13 protein-coding genes are annotated in these 18,299 nt (G+C 70.0%); 5 read left to right on the top strand and 8 right to left on the bottom strand.

The features are described from left to right. Positions 1–12 precede the first annotated feature (12 nt). From BUE44_RS30890 to BUE44_RS30880, 3 genes are read right to left on the bottom strand one after another with little or no spacing between them, the layout of a single operon-like run. The gene (locus BUE44_RS30890; protein ID WP_200804574.1) at positions 13–1,383 is read right to left on the bottom strand and encodes a DUF6002 family protein; all 1,371 of its coding nucleotides are present in this window, start codon (positions 1,381–1,383) and stop codon (positions 13–15) included. Continuing rightward, positions 1,383–1,814 carry an aspartate 1-decarboxylase gene (panD, locus tag BUE44_RS30885; protein ID WP_073502327.1) on the bottom strand — a complete coding sequence of 144 codons (432 nt, stop codon included), beginning with the start codon at positions 1,812–1,814 and terminating at the stop codon, positions 1,383–1,385. The genes BUE44_RS30890 and panD overlap by 1 nt, the downstream gene beginning before the upstream one ends. Positions 1,815–1,846: 32 nt before the next feature. Beyond that, on the bottom strand, positions 1,847–2,587 hold the full coding sequence (locus BUE44_RS30880; protein WP_073502326.1) for a TauD/TfdA family dioxygenase: 741 nt from the start codon (positions 2,585–2,587) through the stop codon (positions 1,847–1,849). Between the two features lie 477 nt (positions 2,588–3,064). On the opposite strand from BUE44_RS30880, the gene BUE44_RS30875 reads away from it, so the two are divergent. The 4 genes from BUE44_RS30875 (at position 3,065) to BUE44_RS30860 (ending at position 8,244) form a co-directional block, all read left to right on the top strand. Beyond that, complete coding sequence (locus BUE44_RS30875) at positions 3,065–4,309, top strand: MFS transporter (protein ID WP_073502325.1); 1,245 nt, start codon at positions 3,065–3,067, stop codon at positions 4,307–4,309. 387 nt (positions 4,310–4,696) lie between these two features. After that, positions 4,697–5,521: a methyltransferase domain-containing protein gene (locus tag BUE44_RS30870; RefSeq protein WP_073502324.1), complete on the top strand. Its 825-nt coding sequence runs from the start codon at positions 4,697–4,699 to the stop codon at positions 5,519–5,521. Positions 5,522–5,564: 43 nt separating this feature from the next. Next, positions 5,565–6,860 carry an MDR family MFS transporter gene (locus BUE44_RS30865; RefSeq protein WP_073502323.1) on the top strand — a complete coding sequence of 432 codons (1,296 nt, stop codon included), beginning with the start codon at positions 5,565–5,567 and terminating at the stop codon, positions 6,858–6,860. Between the two features lie 34 nt (positions 6,861–6,894). Then, positions 6,895–8,244, top strand: coding sequence for an ATP-grasp domain-containing protein (locus BUE44_RS30860; protein ID WP_073502322.1), 1,350 nt, complete (start codon positions 6,895–6,897; stop codon positions 8,242–8,244). A 511-nt stretch (positions 8,245–8,755) separates the two neighbouring features. Here BUE44_RS30860 and BUE44_RS30855 read toward each other — a convergent pair. The 5 genes from BUE44_RS30855 to BUE44_RS30835 form a co-directional block, all read right to left on the bottom strand. After that, entirely contained in the window at positions 8,756–10,051 is a 1,296-nt protein-coding gene (locus BUE44_RS30855; RefSeq protein ID WP_407640076.1) for a sugar ABC transporter permease, read from the bottom strand. Then, positions 10,048–10,833, bottom strand: coding sequence for an ATP-binding cassette domain-containing protein (locus BUE44_RS30850; RefSeq protein ID WP_073502320.1), 786 nt, complete (start codon positions 10,831–10,833; stop codon positions 10,048–10,050). The genes BUE44_RS30855 and BUE44_RS30850 overlap by 4 nt, the downstream gene beginning before the upstream one ends. 73 nt (positions 10,834–10,906) lie before the next feature. After that, entirely contained in the window at positions 10,907–12,013 is a 1,107-nt protein-coding gene (locus BUE44_RS30845) for a sugar ABC transporter substrate-binding protein (protein WP_073502319.1), read from the bottom strand. Next, on the bottom strand, positions 12,010–14,487 hold the full coding sequence (locus BUE44_RS30840) for a SpoIIE family protein phosphatase (protein ID WP_073502318.1): 2,478 nt from the start codon (positions 14,485–14,487) through the stop codon (positions 12,010–12,012). Before BUE44_RS30840 ends, BUE44_RS30845 begins: the two co-directional genes overlap by 4 nt. A 1,170-nt stretch (positions 14,488–15,657) precedes the next feature. Then, positions 15,658–17,853, bottom strand: coding sequence for a DUF7507 domain-containing protein (locus BUE44_RS30835; RefSeq protein ID WP_235002639.1), 2,196 nt, complete (start codon positions 17,851–17,853; stop codon positions 15,658–15,660). A gap of 320 nt (positions 17,854–18,173) precedes the next feature. Between BUE44_RS30835 and BUE44_RS39420 the strand changes: the two genes are divergently transcribed. Then, positions 18,174–18,296, top strand: a complete 123-nt coding sequence (locus BUE44_RS39420) for a hypothetical protein (protein ID WP_265737188.1) — start codon at positions 18,174–18,176, stop codon at positions 18,294–18,296. Positions 18,297–18,299 lie beyond the last annotated feature (3 nt).

Raw genomic sequence — 18,299 nt, 5'->3', positions numbered from 1 at the left:
GGGGTCTCGTCCTCAACCGGCTGCGGCTGCGTGCACGAGGTCCCGCAGATCCTCGTAACCGGTGACCGGGCGCAACTGGTGTGCCTGCGGAGCCTGGTAATCGCCCGCGTCGTAGGAACCGGACCCGTGCACCAGGACCTCCGTCTCGTCGAGCAGGCCGCGGTCCAGGGCGTTGAGGACGCCGGTCATCGCCATGACAAGGGACCATTCGCGCAGCTGCCGCGGGTCGGAGGGCAGTTCGACGCCGGCTGGTCGCAGCAGGTCGCGGACGAGCGGGTAGCGGTCCACGCACTCGGCGAGAGAGACGACGATCCCCCCGCCTCCCTGTCGGCGGATGATCTCGTTCATGCGTTCCGAGGTCGCGGGGGCATGGGTGTAGAAGGTGGCGTCCAGCTGCTCGTGGGGGGCGAAGGTCCGCTGGGGGAAGCGGGGGTCGGAGTCCTGCACGTGCAGACCGTCGCGGTACGTCCACCGCGGGCGGTAGTCGAACGTGCCGTGGTAATAGCTGGAGACCATGTCGGGTGTGCCCAGGTGCTGCACCAGGAAGTAGCGCGCCCCGGTGTCGGGCCATTCACGTCCCGTGTGCTGCTGCTGGCCGTAGAAGTGGCCGAGCAGACCGAACGCGCTCGAGACGGCGTGGGCGTGCACACGCGGCACGGCCGGGAGGTGGTCCCGCTCGAAGAGGGCCCGCGCGGTGTCCGCGACGGCGTAGTTGTTCAGGTCCATGGTGTGCCACAGGCGTACGCCGTGCCGGGCCCAGAGGGTGTCGGCCTCGCGATCGGCCACGGAGCGGGCGAGTTCCTTGACGTGCAGCGGTTGCGCGGCGTCGAGGACGGCGAGCGGGTTGCGGGCACGCAGGACGTCGTCGTCGGTCAGGGGTGAGCGCCACAGCTTGTGGCAGGAGGTGGCTGGCACGATGCAGGCGATCCGCAGCTGCTCGGTGTCGACCAGACCGGTCTCGTGAGCCCGCAGGACGGCGTCGCGCAGCGCGGTGGCCTTGTTCGCACTCGACGGTGTGATGATCATGACGGACTCGCCGGTGCGCCGGATGTGGGCCACTGCGCGGGCCACGATCATCAGTGAGGCCAGCGTCTTGGTGGTGCGCGTCCTGGGATTGTGCATCAGGTTCAGGAACCGCAGCGGGGTGCCGTGGTGGCTGCCCAGGTCCCGGGTGCTGATGCCGCCGGGTTCGAAGAACCGTTCCAGGGCCGGCGTCAGGGCCGGCAGCTGCCATGCGGGGGCGAATCCGGTCGTCCGGGCACGCTGCCCGGTGTCCGCCAGGACGCGGGAGAGGTCGTCGTAGTAGTGCACCAGGGCACGGCAGACGGCGCCGGGGGCTGCCGGCTCCAGGACGGTGGCCGGGGCGGTTCGGACGGACGTCATCACACCGCTCCCCGGGTGAGCGTGTCCCCGCGCACCAGCCCGGTGGCCCGGTTGGTGGGCACGTGGGCCGGGTCGGCGCCGATGTCCAGGGTCCTGTTGTGCTGGTCGACGAAGACGATGGTCGGTTGTAAGGCCCTGGCCTCGGCCTCGGGGAGGCTCTGGTAGGCGATGACGATCACCAGGTCTCCCGGCGAGATGAGCCTGGCCGCGGCACCGTTGATACCGACGACGCCGCTGCCACGCTCGCCCTCGATGACGTAGGTACTCAGCCGGTTGCCGTTGTCGATGTCGACGATGTCGACCTTCTCGCCCGGCAGCAGATCCGCGGCGTCCATCAGATCGCGATCGAGGGTCAGCGAGCCGACGTAGTGCAGGTCGGCCTGGGTCACGGTGGCCCGGTGGATCTTGCTGTGCAGCATGGTGCGGTACATGGGGCACTTCCTCATGGTGTGCGGGAGAGAGGTCAGGCGGCGATCTGAATGCGGCGCAGGTGCCGGCTGCGGTCGCTGAAGGCGTTCCGGGCGTGCAGCAGCCGCCAGTTGTCCCACACGAGCATGTCCCGCTCGGCGTAGGCGATGGACACGTGCTCGCGGTCGAACGCGTCGTGCCAGCGCCGCTGCAGCTCCGCGGCCGGATCGTCGTCGTCCCGTATCAGGTTGTTGCAGCTGAACCGGACGATCGTGCCCTGGTCGGTCTCCTCCAGGACCGGGTGGCGGGTCTTGAGATCGAGCCCCAGGCGCTGCACACCCTCGGTGGTCTTCCAGTCGTATTCGTGCGTGAGGAACCGCTCGCGTTCCTCGGCCGTGAGCTTCTCCACCCAGGGCCTGGTGTCGGCGAGCGTGGTCTCCCCGCCCGGCCCGCTGGCCGGCGTGACGCACCACAGCGCGATGTACCGCGGGGGGAGGACCGCGAAGTCGTACCCTTCCGAATGCGGGGTCAGCGGGCGGGTGTTGCCCGCGTGGTAGACGTCGTCCATGCCGGGCTCCGGACGGACGTCGCCGACGACGGCACCGGTGTAATTGGGCACGAAGCGGCCCAGCTCCCGGCAGAACCTCACCGTGTCGAAATCCTCCGGCACATTGCACATCTGGACGTAGCCGTGCTCGTCCATGAGCTGGTGGAAGGTCTTCATCAGCAGCTCATCGGTCAGCGGATCGCCGTTGAAATCGACCTGGGAAAGAATACTGAGTGGTGAATGCGTCATTTCTCCTCCGAGGGAAACGGACGGAAGTGTGCGCCGCGTTTTTGGCGCAGGGATACCTGAATCTCGCGCGGGGAGCGCAGAAGGGGTGACGGGGCCGGAGCGTTCTAGCGAGAACTCGTTGCCATCACCGGTGGCCTGCCCTCAGGTTAGCCAGGCCCGGAGGAGCCCTGTCAAGGGTGACGAATGCTTAACTCACCGTAGACAAAAACTCTTGGGGATAGGGTTGCTCGCCGTGATCTTCGCTGTTCACCGCGTCGGAGACGGGACCACCGGCGACCACATAAAGTAGTTTTGTTTGCCCGATTTGGACCCGGGTACACGGACAAAATATTTTGTATTCGTCATCGCACATGCGGAAGAAAATAGCGAGCCGAGAACGAAGAAGACCGAAAAGGAACGCTCCCCTCCAGCGGGTCGAAGCCGGCTGCAGGACGGCCGCAGGTCTTCGGCACCCACGGCAGGAAAGGGTGGCAGAAATTGAGCCACGGTCGTACGGAGAAAACCCGGAAAGATCGGTTAGTCGTTCGCCGTCTCCTGCTCAGCGAAGGCGTGACCGCCCTGGGGGACGGGCTCTGGTTCAGCATGTGGGCGATCTACCTGACCTCGGTACAGGGCGTCCCCCCAGCGACCATGGGGCTCGCGATGGGGCTGGGCGGGGGGATCGGCCTGCTGGCCGCCTTCCCTGTCGGCACACTCACCGACCGCCTCGGCGCCCGCGAGACCCTCCTGGCCGTCACCGTACTGCGCGCGGTGTTCGCCCTCGCCTTCCTGGCCACGCACACTTTCTGGCCACTCCTGGTCGCCGCGGCCCTGTTCACCTCGATGGAGACCGCCGCCAAAGGCACCAAGGTGGCGCTCGTGCACCTGATGCTGCCCGAAGAGGACTGCCTGCCCGTCCTCGCCCGGGCCCGCGTCGTCCAGCACCTGCTCTACGCCGCCGGCGCGGGCGCCGCCGCCTGGGTGCTCTCCCGCCAATCCGCCGCCCCTTACCAGGGCGCCGTCGTCGTCAACAGCCTCACCTTCGTCGTCTCGGCCGCGACCCTGGCACGCCTCCCGCGCGTTCCGCCGGTGCCCGCCGCACGGCGCCAGGCCAGCACAGCGGCCCTGCGCGACTTCCCCTTCATCGCGATCATGAGCAGCACCGCCGTCCTGGCCCTGTGCTGGGCGCTCCTGTCCAGCGGCCTGCCCCTGTGGTTGAAGGAGGACACCGCCGCACCGGTGTGGATCGCCCCGCTGTCGGTGCTGGTCAGCTCCCTGCTGATCGCTCTCTTCCAGGTGCGCGTCACCCGCTCCGGGCGGCGGCTGGCCGGAGCCGTACGCTCCTCCCGGCGTGCCGGCGCCGCGCTCGCCGGGTGCTGCCTGGTCTTCGCGGCAGCCTCCTGGCCCGCCCGCCCGGCGGCGGCCGCCGTCGTCGTCCTCTCCGGACTGGGCCTGCACGTGGTGGGGGAACTGCACTACGTGGCAGCCCGGTGGGGACTGTCCGTCAAGCTCATGGCGCACGGCGCCCAAGGCCAATACCAGGCGGTCGCGGCCATGACCGAAGGCGGCGTGGTGGCCCTCGGGCCCGCGCTGGTCACCACACTGGTCATCGACGGCAAGGGGGCGGGCTGGAGCATTCTCGCGCTGGCCTTCCTCACCTGCACCCTGCCGGTCGCGCGCCTGTGCCGATCGGCGCTGCGCCGAACCTCCACCCGCTCGGTGAGGGAGAATTCTCCGGCCTGACGTGACAATCATTGACGCGACGATCCTCGACGTGGTGATCAATGGCCGGCCGGATCGAGATCCCTGGCATGAGGCCGGCCGGCGTCGCGGCGGAAAGCCGACAGGGTCGAGCCGCGTATCGAGGCGCTGAAGGATGCCGATCGGAGGGTACGACGAGCGTCTTCCCCGGGAATGCGGCGGGGTCGCGAGAAGTCGCACGCTGTTTTCCGCTGGAATAGGGGGGCAGACGGAATTCCGCCACGTGTGCAAGGCGCCGCGGGCCATCGAATGAGCGTGCGACTTCCCGCGGAGTCCCCGGCGTTCACGGCGCCCGACGACGGACACAACAGAGGCGCACCGCGCCACCGTGCGGGCGGATATCCGTCCCGACTTCGAAGGAGTATCCACATGACCCCAGCCGCCCCTTCCTCCTATCTTCTCGGCGCCGACGATTCGGAACGCGGGAGACTGCTGGCCCAAGGCGAGATGTTCGCCGAGGAGACCGCCGGGCTGCTGGCCCGGGTAGCGCCTCCGCAGGGGGGCCGCGCCGTCGACGTGGGATGCGGGCCGCTGGGCGTACTGGACCTGCTGTCCCGCGCGGTCGGACCGCATGGCGCCGTCGTCGGGCTCGACGCGGAACCGAGGATGCTGGAGATGGCCCGCCGCACGCTCGCCGAACGCGATCTGCACAACGTGGAATTAGTCCTGCGCGACGCCGGCAGCAGCGGACTGGAGCCGGGCGGCTTCGACCTCGTGCACACCCGCCTGCTCCTGATGAACGTGCCGCACAGCGACGCCGTGCTGTCCGAGATGGCCGCACTGGTGCGACCGGGCGGGAAGATGGCGATCCAGGACGTCGACTGGATGACGCGGGTGTGCGTACCCGAACACCCGGCGTGGGACCGCGTGGTGACCATGGTCGCCGAGCTGTGGCGGCTCAACGGCATGGACGTGTACATCGGCCGCAAACTGCCCGCGATGCTACGCGCGGCCGGGTTCCGGGACGTCGGCGTCACCGCCCACACCAGGACCTTCGGCCCCGGCGATCCCTACCAGACCCTCATGGTCGACCGCGCGGAGCTGTGCCGCGCGCCACTCGTCGAACGCGGTCTGACCACCGACGCCGAACTCAGCGCGCTGCTGGAGAAGTTGCGCGCGCACCTGGAGGATCCCGGGACCAACGTCGTGCACGCCACGCTCTTCCAGGCGTGGGGCACCCGTCCGCTCGACTGACCGGGTCGGGACGACGGCTCCCGCGCACACCGAGGATCCCCCCATGTCCGCATCCTCCTCCCGCCCCCTGCGCTCCTCGCGCGACCCGCAGCCTGCGGGCACCGGGCGCTCCCGGCTGCCATCCGCTTTCTGGTGGTTGTGGACCACCACTGTGGTCAACCGGGTCGGCGGCTTCGTCGCGCCCTTCCTCGCGCTCTACCTCACCCAGCAGCGGGGGTCCTCCTCGGCGTTCGCCGGGCTGGTGGTCTCGTTGTACGGGCTGGGATCCATGGCGGCCGACATCGCCGGCGGCCAGCTCGCGGACCGGGTGGGCCGCCGGCCCACCCTGGTAGCCGGCCAGCTGGCGGCCGCCGTGTGCACCGCGGTGCTGGCCTTCACCCGCGGCACCTACGCGATCGCCGCCGTCGCCTTCGCCGTGGGCCTGACCGGCAACCTGGCCCGCCCGGCGCTCACCGCGGCCTTCGCGGACATTGTGCCGGAAGCCGACCGGACCCGCGCCTTCGCCCTGAACTACTGGGCGATCAACCTCGGGTTCGCCGTCTCCACGATGGTGGCCGGACTCGTTGCCGAGCACGGCTACCTCCCGCTCTTCCTCGGGGACGCCGCCACGACCGCGGTCTGCGCGGTCATCGTGTGGCGCCGGGTGCCCGAGAGCCTGCCGGCCCCGGGCCCTGCCGAGCACGGCTCGACGGCGCCGCACGCGCACGGGCCGCGCCGCCAGGTGGTCCGCGGGCGGTTCGCCGTCTTCGTCGGGCTCACCGTCCTGCTGTATCTGGTCTTCCAGCAGGCCACGACCACGCTCCCACTGGCCATGCACCGCGCCGGCTTCGACACCCCCTCCTACGGACTGGTGATCGCGGTCAACGGCCTGGTCATCGTGGCGCTGCAACTACCCTTGACCCGGTGGTTCGCCGACCGCGACCGCGCCGCCGTGCTGGCCGTTGGCTCCCTGCTCACCGGCGGGGGCTTCGCCCTGCTCACCCTGGCCGGCACCGTGCCCGCGTACGGCGCGACCGTCGCCGTCTGGACCGTCGGCGAGATCGTCTTCGCTCCTGCGGCGATGGCCACGGCCACGGACCTGGCGCCGGACCACGCCCGCGGACGGTACCTGGGCGCCTACACCCTCTCCTTCTCCACCGCCGCCTTCGTCGGCCCGGTGCTGGGCGGCCTGCTGCTCGACCGGGCAGGCGCCGACGCCGTGTGGATCGCCTGCGGCTGCGTCGGCCTGTTCACCGCGGCGGGCTACTACGCGCTCGTCAGGACCGACCAGCGCCGGCTGTACACCTCCGGACGAGGCGACGCCGACGCCTACCAGCCGGCCAAACCCGGCAGCGCCTGACCCACCCGAGTCCGCACCACGGAAGGCACCCACCATGACCGATGACGCGACGCCGCCCGGCCGGCCGCGCAAGGGCCCGGACCGCAGCCCGTCCGACGGCCGCCCCGCCGTCCTGATCCTGACCGACCTCGCCGCGATCGCACGGCACCTGGCACTCGTCACCGCCTGCGAGGACCGCGGGTTGGAACCCGTCCTGGTCTTCGGCCCGGAGACGCCGCCGGAAGAGCTGGAGTACCACCACCGGCGCGGGCACCCCGCCGTACGGGTGCCGTCCCCTCCGCGCGTCTCCGACTACGGACTCGACGCCACGCTGGAGGCCGCGGGGCCCTACCTGCGTGGCGGGCGGCTGCGCGCCGTCCTCGCCTGCGGCGAATCCTTCGTGGAGACGGCCGGCACACTGGCGGAGACCCTCGGCCTGCCCGGTACCGGCGGCCACGCCGCGCGCGTCTGCCGGCACAAGACCCTCCAGCGGCTGGCCGCTCCCACCCTGGCACCGCGCTGGACGGGCGTGCACGCCCGCACACCGGTCGACGGCGACACCTGGCACCATTACCCCGCCGTCCTCAAACCCACCGGACGGATGTGCAGCTCGGGCGTGCATGCGATCGCCGACGCCGACGCCCTGCGCGCGCAATTGCCGACCTATCCCGACGACGAACCGCTGCTCATCGAGGAACGGGTCGAAGGCCCCGAATTCTCCGTGGAATCCCTGGTGCACGAGGGTGACATCGTGTGGGCAGGCATCACCGCCAAGCAGACCAACGAGCACACCACCCGCTTCTTCACCGAAACCGGCCACCTCTCGCCGGCGGCCGGCCTGCCGCCCGAAGCCGAAAAGGCCCTGTTGACCGCGAACGCGACCCTGCTGCGATCCGTCCGTTTCGGCAGCGGAATCAGCCACGCCGAGTTCCGGCTGTCCGGCAACCGCGCGGTGCTGATGGAGATCGCGGCCCGGCTGCCCGGCGACGCCATCACCCGGCTGTGGCACCTCGCCCACGCAGTGCCCCTCGAACCAGCCGTCCTCGACCTGGCGCTGGGCATCCGACCCCCTGCACCGCGCGCTCGCCGCCGCGCACAGCAGCTCTACCTGGAGCACAGTCCGGGGCTGCTCCGCGAGGTCGAATGCCCCGGCACCGAGGTGTCCTGGACCGCCGAGAGCGCCGCATGGCCCGATCCCCGGCCCGCTCCCGCCGACGCACCGCCCCGCAGGTGCGCGGTGCTCGTCGGCCCCCGACGTGGCACCCTGCTTGGCGAGGCCGCGGACTCCTTCGGCCGCGCGGTGTCGGTGGTGACCGACGCGTCCCTGGACCAGGACGTCGCGGAATTCACCCACCGCACGGCCAAAGAGGTCGCCATCCGTACCGAGGAGCCCCCCGCCGACTGACACCGCGCGAGCAGATCCACCTCCGTGCGGCCACCGAAGTTTGTCTGTAAGCACTTCGCCTGGCTCCACCGCACGGGCTTGAAGGGGTTCCACGGTGTACGAAGTTGATCTGCCCCCCACGTGAGGGGGACGGAGGTGCTGGGCGGGGCGCGTCCCGGGAAGTGGTGGGCAGGTTCGACCTGATCGGGGGGTCTACCCCTTGTTGTGTCGGCCCACCCGGCAGCGCCGGTCGCGCCGCCTTCCGCGAGATCTGGCGGCCAGACGTCGCGCAACTGGATGGTCCGGGTGCGGTCGGGTCCTGTGGCCGGAGCGCCGGCTCAACGAGGTGCCCGCTTTAGCCCGACGGCAACCATCCACGGCGTGAACTCGCCGGTGATCCGTCCCACCACCAAGGCTCCCCCCGCGATCAGAAAGGCCCGCGGCCAGGACGCCCAAGACGTCGAGTCCGGTGTCCTGCCGCCGCAGGATGATCAACACACCGGCGGCCGTGCTGACCGACAGTACCGCCGGCTCAGGTAAGGCGGTGGACCTTCTGCGAGTGGCGCGACAGGGAGTCGAGGACGACGGCGCCGAAGAGCACGCTTCCGGTGACCATGTACTGCACCGCGGTCTGCACACCTAGAAGGATCATGCCTGAGGCGATGGACTGGATGACGAGGATGCCCAGCAATGCGGACCAGGTTGTCCCGCGCCCTCCGAACAGGCTGACTCCGCCGATGACGGCTGCAGCGATCGCGTCGATCAGCAGGGTGCTGGAGCCTGACGTCTGGCCCACCGATGCCACCCGGGACGCCAGGAACAGCCCGCCGACCGCAGCCAGGGTGCCGGAGACGGTGAAGGCGGAGACCCGCGTCCACGTCACGTTGACGCCCGAGCGTCGCGAGGCTTCGAGATCGCCGCCGGTGGCGAAGATCCGGCGACCGTAGGTGGTGCGCCGCAGGACGAAGTCGAGGCCGACGATGAAGGCGAGGAAGACGAGGAGGGACACTGGCACGCCCCGGTAGCGGTCCAGTATCCACGCCGCCGCGAACGCGGGCACCGCGATGCCGACAGCGCGCTCCGCGATCGCCCATACCGGCCTGGCGGCCATCCCGGCGCTTCTGCGCATGCGGCTGTCCCGGTAGGAAACGGCCAGGAAGGTGCCCGTGCCGAGCATGGCCAGGCCGTAGGCGAGCGCCGCGCTGTGGATGTACCGGTTGGTCAGTGCGACGACCCCGCCCTGCTCGTCGAGGTCGATGGTTCCGCTGGCACCCAGCACGTAGAGCATCAGGCCGTTCCAGGCCAGCAGCCCGGCCAGGGTGACGACGAAGGCTGGCACACCCAAGCGGACGAAGAAGAATCCCTGCAGGGTTCCGATGGCCGCACCGGCGAGCAGGGCCGAGATGATGGCAAGCCATTCCGGCACACCGTGGTTGACGTTCATCACGGCGAAGATGGCCGCCGCCAGGCCGCTGACAGAGCCGACCGAAAGATCCATCTCGCCGAGGAGTAGTACGAACACGACGCCCAGGGCGATCAGGCCGGGGCCGGTGATGTCCACGCCGATGTTGGACACGTTGCGGGGGGACAGGAAGTTGTGGTTCAGGCTTTGGAATACGATCCAGATCACCAGCAGGGAGACGACGACCGGGACGGCACCGAGTTCGCCTCCGCGCAGCCGGTCGAAGAGGGAGCGGACGTAGCCCGCCAGGTCGGGGCCGTCGGGGCCGTCGGGGCCAGTGGTCTCCCGGGTGGTACTGCCAGGGCCGCCCCTCGGGCGACCGGACGTTCTGCCGCTTTCGGGATCCCCGGGGGCTGTGCCCTTCACAGCATGTCCTCCCAGGTCTTGGTCGTGCGCTGCGTCACAGCGTTGTCGGTGACTCCCGTGATGGAGGAGACGATCTGTTCCTGCGGGGTGGACGGCACGTCGAAGAAACCGTTGTTCCGGCCGTGCCGCAGCACCGCGGCCTGGTCGGCGACAGCCTTGACGTCGCCGAGGTTGTGGCTGATGAGCATGATTGCGGTGCCGCTGTCCCGTAGGCGCTCGACAAGGTCGAGGAACCGTCCGGACTGCTCGACACCCAGCGCGGCCGTCGGCTCGTCAAGGACGAGCAGTTCGGGTCGGCTCAGGATCGCCCGGCAGATGGCCACCGTCTGGCGTTGCCCGGCGGAGAGTGAGGCGACCACGCCGCGAACGCTGGGCGGCTCCTTGGACAGCAGCGCGAGCGGTTCCAGTTCCAGGGCGTGGCGTTCCATGGCGATCTCGTCCAGGACGCCCGCTCTGGCGATCTCGTGGCCGAGGAAGAGATTGGCCACGACGTCGAGGTTCTCGCACAAGGCGAGGTCCTGGTACACCGCCGCGATACCCAAATCCTGGGCGTCGCGGGGGCGCTGGATCGATGCCGGCCGTCCCTGCCACTCGATGACGCCCTCGTCAGCGGGCCCGGCTCCGGTGATTGCCTTGGCCAAAGTGGACTTGCCCGCCCCGCTGTCGCCGACGAGGGCGACCACTTCGCCTGCGCGGATCTCCAGTTCGACGTCGGTGAGCGCTTGGACGGCCCCAAAGCGCTTGCAGACCCCGTGCAACGCCAGTACGGGTGTGCTCGCCATGAATCACCTCTCGACAATCGTGGCTCATCCTGCCGTAAGCGGCGTCGCGGGCTGGTACGGCGCGCGAGCCCGGTCAGCCGGTGAGCCCGGCTTCACGGCAGGAGGTCATCAATTTCGGTGTGCACAACTGTTGGACCGTGTAGACGCCTCGGTCGACGATGGTGTGTTTGACGTTGGCCCGGTTCACGGAGACCAGAGTCCCCAGATACGCAGGTATGTCCTTGTTGGTATTGCTGCTGATCCGCTGCTTGGCGATGGCTCCGATAGACGTGCCGCGGGCCAGGGCCACGGCCATCTCGGCAGCGGCGTCGGCCTCCGCCGAGAAGGACTTGTACACGGTCATGGTCTGTTCGCCGGCTATGACGCGTCGTACTGCGGCGAGGTCGGCGTCCTGACCGGTGATCGGCGGAAGGGGCGTCACGCCGTCGGCCTTCAGTGCGGTGAGAATGCCGGCCGCCAGGCCGTCGTTAGCCGAGTAGAAGCCGTCGATCGCGTCAGGGCCCAGCTTGGCGATCGCGGCGAGCGTGTTGGTGAAGGCGTTCTGCGGGATCCACCCCGTGGTGTTGTATGTGGCGCCGATCCTCACGCGGCCCCGCAAAACCGACAGCGCTCCCTTCTTCAGTGCCCTGGCGTTCGGGTCGGTGGGTTCTCCGTTCATCATGACGACCTGGTCGTGGCGGGCGCCGGGCCCGAGCGCGGCCAGCAGTCCCTGCGCCTGCAACCGGCCGATCTGCTCGGAGTCGTAGCCGGAGTAGGCCGACAGCGGGCCATCTGCCAGTCGGTCGTAGGCGACCACCGGTACGTGACTGTCATGGGCACTGGTTACCGAGGGGCTCAGGGCCCTGCTCTCGACTGGGCAGAGGATGAGCGCCCGTGCTCCGTTTGCGATCATGGAGTCCACCTGTGCCTGCTGGGTGGCGACGTTGCCCGAGGCGTTGGCGTACCGCACGGTGCAGTTGCCGCACAGTTCCTTGATCCGTTTGGTGATCAGCGGTCTGTCGGCTGTCCTCCAGCGGGGAGTGTCCGTGTCGGGCAGTAGCACGCCGATCGAGAAATCCCCTTTGGTGGTCCCGCCGGTCGTCTGGTGGGCCGAGCCGGCTGTTGTGCACTGCGACGCCAGTGGCATAACCAGGCAGGCCGCCACGGCGACGACCAGCCCCCTGCCCCGGCTGGCCCTCATGACCGGGCCGCTTCCCGGCGCGCCCCGGCGGCCGCCGGTTCCGGCGGGAGCTCGATCTCGCCCCACACCTGCTTGCCGCCGCTGAGCGGTACTGAGCCCCAGGCCGCGCAGACCGCCTCCACAAGGAGGATGCCGCGACCTCCGGTGGCCATCCAGTCGATGCTCGCCGGCTTGACCGGCGCCCGCGGCGAGGAGTCGCTGACCGCCACTCGCAACCGTTCCCCGGCGAGGGTCAGGTGCAGATGCGCCTCGCCGCGGGTGTGAGTCATCGCGTTGGTGACCAGTTCGGAAACGACCAGCAGCACGGTGTCCGCTTCCCGTGTCTCGTTCCAGGAACGCAAGACACGCGCGGTGAAGCGGCGGGCATGCATCACGGCGTCCGGCAGCCGCCATACCGACCAGCTCGCCCGGCGCGGCTGGATCGGCAGCCCGTCGTAGCGCAGCAGCAAAAGGGCCACGTCGTCCTCGCGCCACTCGGCGGTGCCGAGCAGTTCGTCGGCCGTCCGGTCGGCGCCCCCCGGATCGGCGGCCGCCAGCGTCCGGCACACCCGCCGTACGCCGTCCTCCAGGGGAAGCTTGGAGGACTCGACCAGTCCGTCCGTGAACAGGGCGACGACGGCTCCCGGAGCCACACCGAGGGCGGTCATCGGGAAATCGGCTTCGGCGATCACGCCGAGCGGGGGCCCGCCCTCGGCTTCGACCTCCAGGACGCACCCGTCCGGCGACCGCACCACCGGCTGCGGGTGGCCGGCCCGCACCACCCAGGCCTCGCCTTCCTCGACGTCGAAGGCGACGTAACAGCAAGTGGCGAAGGCTTCGGTGTCCAGGCCTATGAGCAGGCGGTTGGCATGGGACATCACCACGTCCGGAGGGTGTCCCTCGACAGCGTAGGCCCGGATCGCGGTACGGATCTGGCCCATGATCGCAGCTGCCTCGACGCTGTGCCCCTGCACGTCCCCGATGACCAGTGCGACGGACCTGTCGGACACCGGAATCACGTCGTACCAGTCCCCGCCCACGGCCAGTCCGGTCGTCGCCGGCAGATACCTTGCGACCGCCGTACAGCCGGGGAGTACAGGAAGGGTGCGGGGCAGCAGGCTGCGCTGCAGCGTCGCGGTGAACTCGTGCTCGGCGTCGCGGGCGCGGGCACGCGCCAGGGCCTGCCCGATCAGCCCCGCGGCGGCGGTCAGCAGCGCCCGTTCCTCGGCGCCGAACTCGTGCGGCCGGTCCCAGCCCAACAGGCACACACCAGCCACCCGGCCCTCGGCCGGCAGCGGCAGGGCCGCGAATCCTCCCGGCCCGGTCGCGGCCAGGCCGGGCTCCAGGCCGATGCTGGAGGGCCACAGGCGCGTGCGGCCCTGGCGCAGCACGCTCTCCAGCGTGGGCAGGTCCCCCAGCGAGGCATCCGGCCACTCCGAGTACCACTGAGAGCGCCACGTCCCCCACACTGCCAGCTCCTGGGGTTCCATACCGGTGACCACCAGCCGTCCCGCGTGCAACTCGGCGAGCACCACACAGTCGGCTCCCAGAGGGTCACGCAAGGCGGTGACCACGGCACGGCTGACATCACCGACCGTCATCGACGCCGCCAGCGCGATGGAGAGCCGCTGCAGCCGGGACACCTGGTCCCCGGCCGACCGCAGATACGACGCCTCTGCGATCACGCCCAGCAGCCGCGGCCTTCCGCCCTGGTCGGCCAGCACCTGGAAGCGCAGCCGCAGCCAGCGCAGAACGCCGCCGGGCCGGCGGATCCGGAACTCCAGATCGTGGCCGCCAGGCCAGCCCGCACTAGGCTCCAGGACGGACATCAGCGCCGGTGCGTCCTCCGGGACGGTCTGTGCCAGCACCGTCTCCACACGACCGTCGAAGTCCTCCTCCGCCAGGCCCAGAAGGTCCAATGCCTGCCGGTCCGCCTCGATCCGCCCATTGGCCGGCGACAAGGTGAGCGAGCCCAGATCCCCAAGACCCAGCCCGGAGCCGCCTGACCGCGCCGCAGGCACCGGGCCGGAGACGCCGCCACCCGCAGCGCAGGCACCCTCGGATTCCATCCTCGCGGCGACCTGGTCGGCATAGAGCTCCAGAAAACCGCGACGCTCCGCCTCCACCCCGTTTAGGCCGGCGCCCTTGACGACCAGGCAACCCAGAAGCGTCTCTCCGCAGGTCAGCGGCACGGCTTCCAGCCACTCCCCGCCGTCCTCCCCTGTGGCGTCGGCAGCGGCACCGGACGCGGCCGCTCTCGGCCCAGCCACTTCAGCGCCGCCAGTCTCCGCCGAGGCATGCCATACCGGGTGACGGGTACGGAACGCCTCGGCCACCGCCGAACGACCGGACAGCGCGAAACTGACCGGAAACCTCACGCCGTCCTCCGGGTTCTCCTCCACCGCCTCACTCAGGCGCAGCCGGTCTGCCTGCTCGTCGGGCACGTAGACGGCGGCGGCCGTGGCTCCTGCAAACACCATGCCCTGCTCCGCCATGATTCCCCGCGTCCTAGTCGCCCACGGACGACTGGTCGTGCGCCGAGTCAGCGCTCCGGCGAGCCGCAGGCCAAGCGGCTACGGATTGTCACCGACACCCACGTCGCGAGCGTCGATAAACACCTATTATTGCCTTATGTCCTTCATGTCGCGATGGTGAACGCCCACTCTCGCTCACATGCGCTCTCTCGGACCCGGTGGTCGAACACGCCGCCCTGGACGCCGAGCAGAGGGCAGTACCTCGCCGTCGGTCGACCGTTCGATCGAACGCGTCCGGTTCGCCGTCCGGTGGTCACTCCACCGCAACAGACTCCTGAGAAGAGGCAGTTGCGTGCCGTAGGCCGGGGACGCCGGCCGTAGCTCCAGCACCCCGTTTTCCGCGGAACCGCACCGGGGCGACCTTGCCGACCAGCTCCGGGGCAATGTCCGCCCACCGGTCAACCAAGCTTCCAGCCCCGGGGCCTGTCAGGTGCGCTCGGTCGCCATCCCGGCGACCGCGGACCCGAACGGCACCGGATCGCGACCATCACCGGTCGTCCCGCGCCCGTGCGGGCCCGTCGTCGTGAGCATGGCGGCGCCGTCAGCCGGGGGGGCGTGGGCCGTCGGGGGGCGGCGGCCACCACGGCACTCCGCCACTCTCCGACGTGTCGCGGAGCGCCTCATCGATGATTCCGGGGGCGATCCGCCTGAGGTCGAGGACGGCTTCGCGGATCCCCGCAGCCACCCACAGGTCCCTCAGCCGGCCGGGGTCGTCCGGCAGCCTCTCGGGGGGAGGACGCCGCAGCGAGGAGGTGCCGGTACTCGGTGGGGCCGAATCCGAGGCTTCGGGGAACCACCGCCAGATGAGGTTCGGGTCGGTCAGCGGATCGCCCGGCCGACCCGGGCATGGCGATGGTGCTGTCCGCGATCAAGTCGACGGTCGAGGCGGTATCGGCAAGCTGCGCGAGCGCCCGCAGGGCAGCAAGTACCGGCCCGGCGAGCGGTGGCCGGCCCTGGAACGGACCTGGCGCCCGGACATCCGGGCGGCGGTCATCGCCGCGGCCGCGGGCCGGCCGCCCATCTGCCGACGGCGCGGTTCGTCCGGCGGTTCCCCGCCAGGACGCCGCCCCGGCGGGGCTCCCTCGGAACCCGGCTCACTCACAGGTGAACCGGGGCACGGCTGCACTTCGGTCAGCAGCGGTGACAGCCCTTCACGCCGCCCTCGGGTTTGCCGTAGTCGCCATAGCCGTAGTGGCCGCCGGGCTTTCCGGGCTCACCCGGCTTGCAGTGCTTGCCCGGCTTGTCCGGCTTACATGGCTTGCCCGGCTTTCCGGGCTTGCAGTGCTTGCCCGGCGGGCAGGGCTCCTCCTCGATGACGACGGTGACGGTGGCCTGAGCGGGCGCGCTGACGACCGGGTTGCCCACCGGGTCGGTGCCGGCCGCTTGCGCCACGTTGGTGATCGCGCATTCCGTGCCGCCGCCCGCCTGCTCCGCGCACGCGTCGATGTCCGCCTGGGTGATCGTGTACGAACCGTCGCAGGTCGTGCTGCCAGCAGGCGCGAGTGTGGTCTCGTCACAGGTGACGGAGCTGACTCGGTCGTCCTGGACCCGCACGTCGTGCAGGTCGAGGGTGCCGGTGTTGGTGACGGTGTAGGAGTAGTCGACTGTCGAGCCGACGGTGTAGGGCCCGGCGGAGTCCACCCGCTTGGCAACCGAGATGTGCGGCGCTCCGACCTCGAGGGTCAGGTAGGTCTCCGGGGAGGTGACCGTCCGGCCGTTCGCGGTGCCCGTCGCCGTTGCGGTGTTGGTCACGTGACCGGACGTGCCGTCTTCCGCGCTGATGACGTAGGTACCGGTGCAGGTGGTGCTGTCGGCGGGTGTCAGCGTGGTCGACTGGCAGGTGATGCCGGTGACGTGGTCGTCGTGCACCGCGACGTCGGTCAGCTCCGCTCCGCCCGTGTTGCGGACGGTGTAGGTGTAGGTGACCGTTTGCCCGACGGAGTAGGGGCCGGGTGCCTGCACCGCCTTCTGGACCTCAATTCCGGGCGCCAGTTCGATCGGCACGGTCTCCGAGGACGGTGGCGAAGTGACCGTCTCGCCGTCCGAAGTGCCCGTCGCCGTGGCGGTGTTGTCGATGGAACCATTGGCCGCATCCGCGGCGGTCACGGTATAGGTGGCCGTACAGGTGACCGTTTCACCCGGCGCCAGACTCGACACCGGACACGTCACCGGACCGATCTTGGGGTCGTTGACCGCGAGGTCGTCGATCGTCGTCCCGCCGGAGTTGGTCACCACGAAGTCGTACGGAACCTGAGAACCAACGGTGAGGTCGGGAGGCAGGGGCCGTCTGGCCTGCTTGACGAGGTCGAGCTGCGGGAGCGGCCGGAAGGTCCTGACCACGACGTTGCGGATGAGGTGGACGTCGGTGAACAGTCCCGTCGAGGCTGCGAAGCCGAACTTGTAGGTGTCGGGCACGGGTGTCGGAGCGGGCGTGCTGAGCACCTGCTGGGAACCGCGTCCGTCGTTGAAGTCGATGAACACGGTCAGCTGCGGATTGGGCGCCGGGGTGATCTCGACGTGCACCCGGCGGCGCGACGGTTCGAGGGCGTTCTGCGCCTGCTCGGGGGTGAGGCCCGAAGACAACCCGGCCAGCGGCCCCTGCAACTGCCCGGGAAGGGTCGACGGCCAGGGTCCGGTGGTGGTGAAGTTACTGGTAGTGGCAGTGAGGAAACAGTAACCCTCGATCCCGTCACCCGGGCCTCGCACAGTGACCATGTTGGCCCCGGGTGCGGGGATGCGGAACGGCGTCCCGGCCGGTGAGCGCCCACCCGGGGGGCACCCGTTCCCCCGGTGCTCCCAGTCCCCGAAGTAGTTCCCGAGGACGTCGAGGCCCACGCCCAGGTAACCGCGGTCCACACCGGGCACGAAGTCCGCGCTGGGGTCGTCGTCGGGAAGCTTCTGCGCATACCCGAGGCTGCCGCCGAAGGCACCGGGGTGGGTCAGTGCCGTATCGCCGTTCACCAGGAAGAACGAGATGCCGTCGGCAGGGGTGGCCGGGGTCGTGCTGCCGTACTGCCACTGGTCGAACGTGACGTCGAGGCCCTGGGTGGCGGGCAGCGCATGATTGTAGAGGACGGCGCCCGACTGGTCGTTGGATGCGTCCGTCAGACGGAGGTAGCCGAAGGGGGCAGCGTCAGGGGGCGGCGAATTGACACCGTCCGGGCAGCCGCCGAGCGGGTGGTCCCCGGGGCCCGGCGCAGCCGCAGACGGCGCACCGGTCAGGCAGGCCGACCCCACCCCGGTGAACTCCGAAGCCGTGGCCTGCGTAAAGGTCTCCTGAAGCAAAGGAGACCCGTTGCCCTGCGCGTGCGCGTCGCCGGCGTTCATCGTCAGCAAGGCTCCGACGCTGACGGCAAGGGCCAGTGCCGCGGCAGCAAGCCGGGACGTCCCCTCGCGCACACCGGACGATGGGCGTTGCGTTCGTTTCATTCGGCATACGTAGCAGTTGCGTTGCACGTACCACCCGACGACAAGCCGCGGTCCCCATTCAAGAACCCGCTCAGCCCCAACCCGGGCCGCGTAGAGCTACCGGGAGACGTGGGTGCGCGGGCCGTCGTCGGTTCGTCCTGGTCTTCGTCCTCCTGCACGTCGGATTTCGTCACCGGGGCGGTGGTGCCGGAAACGCCGGGGTCGGCTGCAACGGCCGCATGAAGCGCCCCTTCCCGGCATTCGAGCTGCTGCCGGGTTGCAGCTCACCCATCTGCGTGCGTGAACTGCGCCCCTCCAGCCGCTACAACTACCGCTGCTGGTACGCGCTCGCGTCCGCGTAGATG

The sequence above is a fragment of the Actinacidiphila paucisporea genome, assembly GCF_900142575.1.
Taxonomy (GTDB): Bacteria; Actinomycetota; Actinomycetes; order Streptomycetales; family Streptomycetaceae; genus Actinacidiphila; species Actinacidiphila paucisporea.
This window is presented reverse-complemented; position numbering and strand designations above follow the sequence as displayed.

What these genes read in the sequence shown, in the direction of transcription:
- BUE44_RS30890 (WP_200804574.1), bottom strand. Translation starts at nt 1,383, where the DNA reads ATGACGTCCGTCCGAACCGCCCCGGCCACCGTCCTGGAGCCGGCAGCC.
- panD (WP_073502327.1), bottom strand. Translation starts at nt 1,814, where the DNA reads ATGTACCGCACCATGCTGCACAGCAAGATCCACCGGGCCACCGTGACC.
- BUE44_RS30880 (WP_073502326.1), bottom strand. Translation starts at nt 2,587, where the DNA reads ATGACGCATTCACCACTCAGTATTCTTTCCCAGGTCGATTTCAACGGC.
- BUE44_RS30870 (WP_073502324.1), top strand. Translation starts at nt 4,697, where the DNA reads ATGACCCCAGCCGCCCCTTCCTCCTATCTTCTCGGCGCCGACGATTCG.
- BUE44_RS30865 (WP_073502323.1), top strand. Translation starts at nt 5,565, where the DNA reads ATGTCCGCATCCTCCTCCCGCCCCCTGCGCTCCTCGCGCGACCCGCAG.
- BUE44_RS30860 (WP_073502322.1), top strand. Translation starts at nt 6,895, where the DNA reads ATGACCGATGACGCGACGCCGCCCGGCCGGCCGCGCAAGGGCCCGGAC.
- BUE44_RS30850 (WP_073502320.1), bottom strand. Translation starts at nt 10,833, where the DNA reads ATGGCGAGCACACCCGTACTGGCGTTGCACGGGGTCTGCAAGCGCTTT.
- BUE44_RS30845 (WP_073502319.1), bottom strand. Translation starts at nt 12,013, where the DNA reads ATGAGGGCCAGCCGGGGCAGGGGGCTGGTCGTCGCCGTGGCGGCCTGC.
- BUE44_RS30840 (WP_073502318.1), bottom strand. Translation starts at nt 14,487, where the DNA reads ATGGCGGAGCAGGGCATGGTGTTTGCAGGAGCCACGGCCGCCGCCGTC.
- BUE44_RS30835 (WP_235002639.1), bottom strand. Translation starts at nt 17,853, where the DNA reads ATGAACGCCGGCGACGCGCACGCGCAGGGCAACGGGTCTCCTTTGCTT.
- BUE44_RS39420 (WP_265737188.1), top strand. Translation starts at nt 18,174, where the DNA reads ATGAAGCGCCCCTTCCCGGCATTCGAGCTGCTGCCGGGTTGCAGCTCA.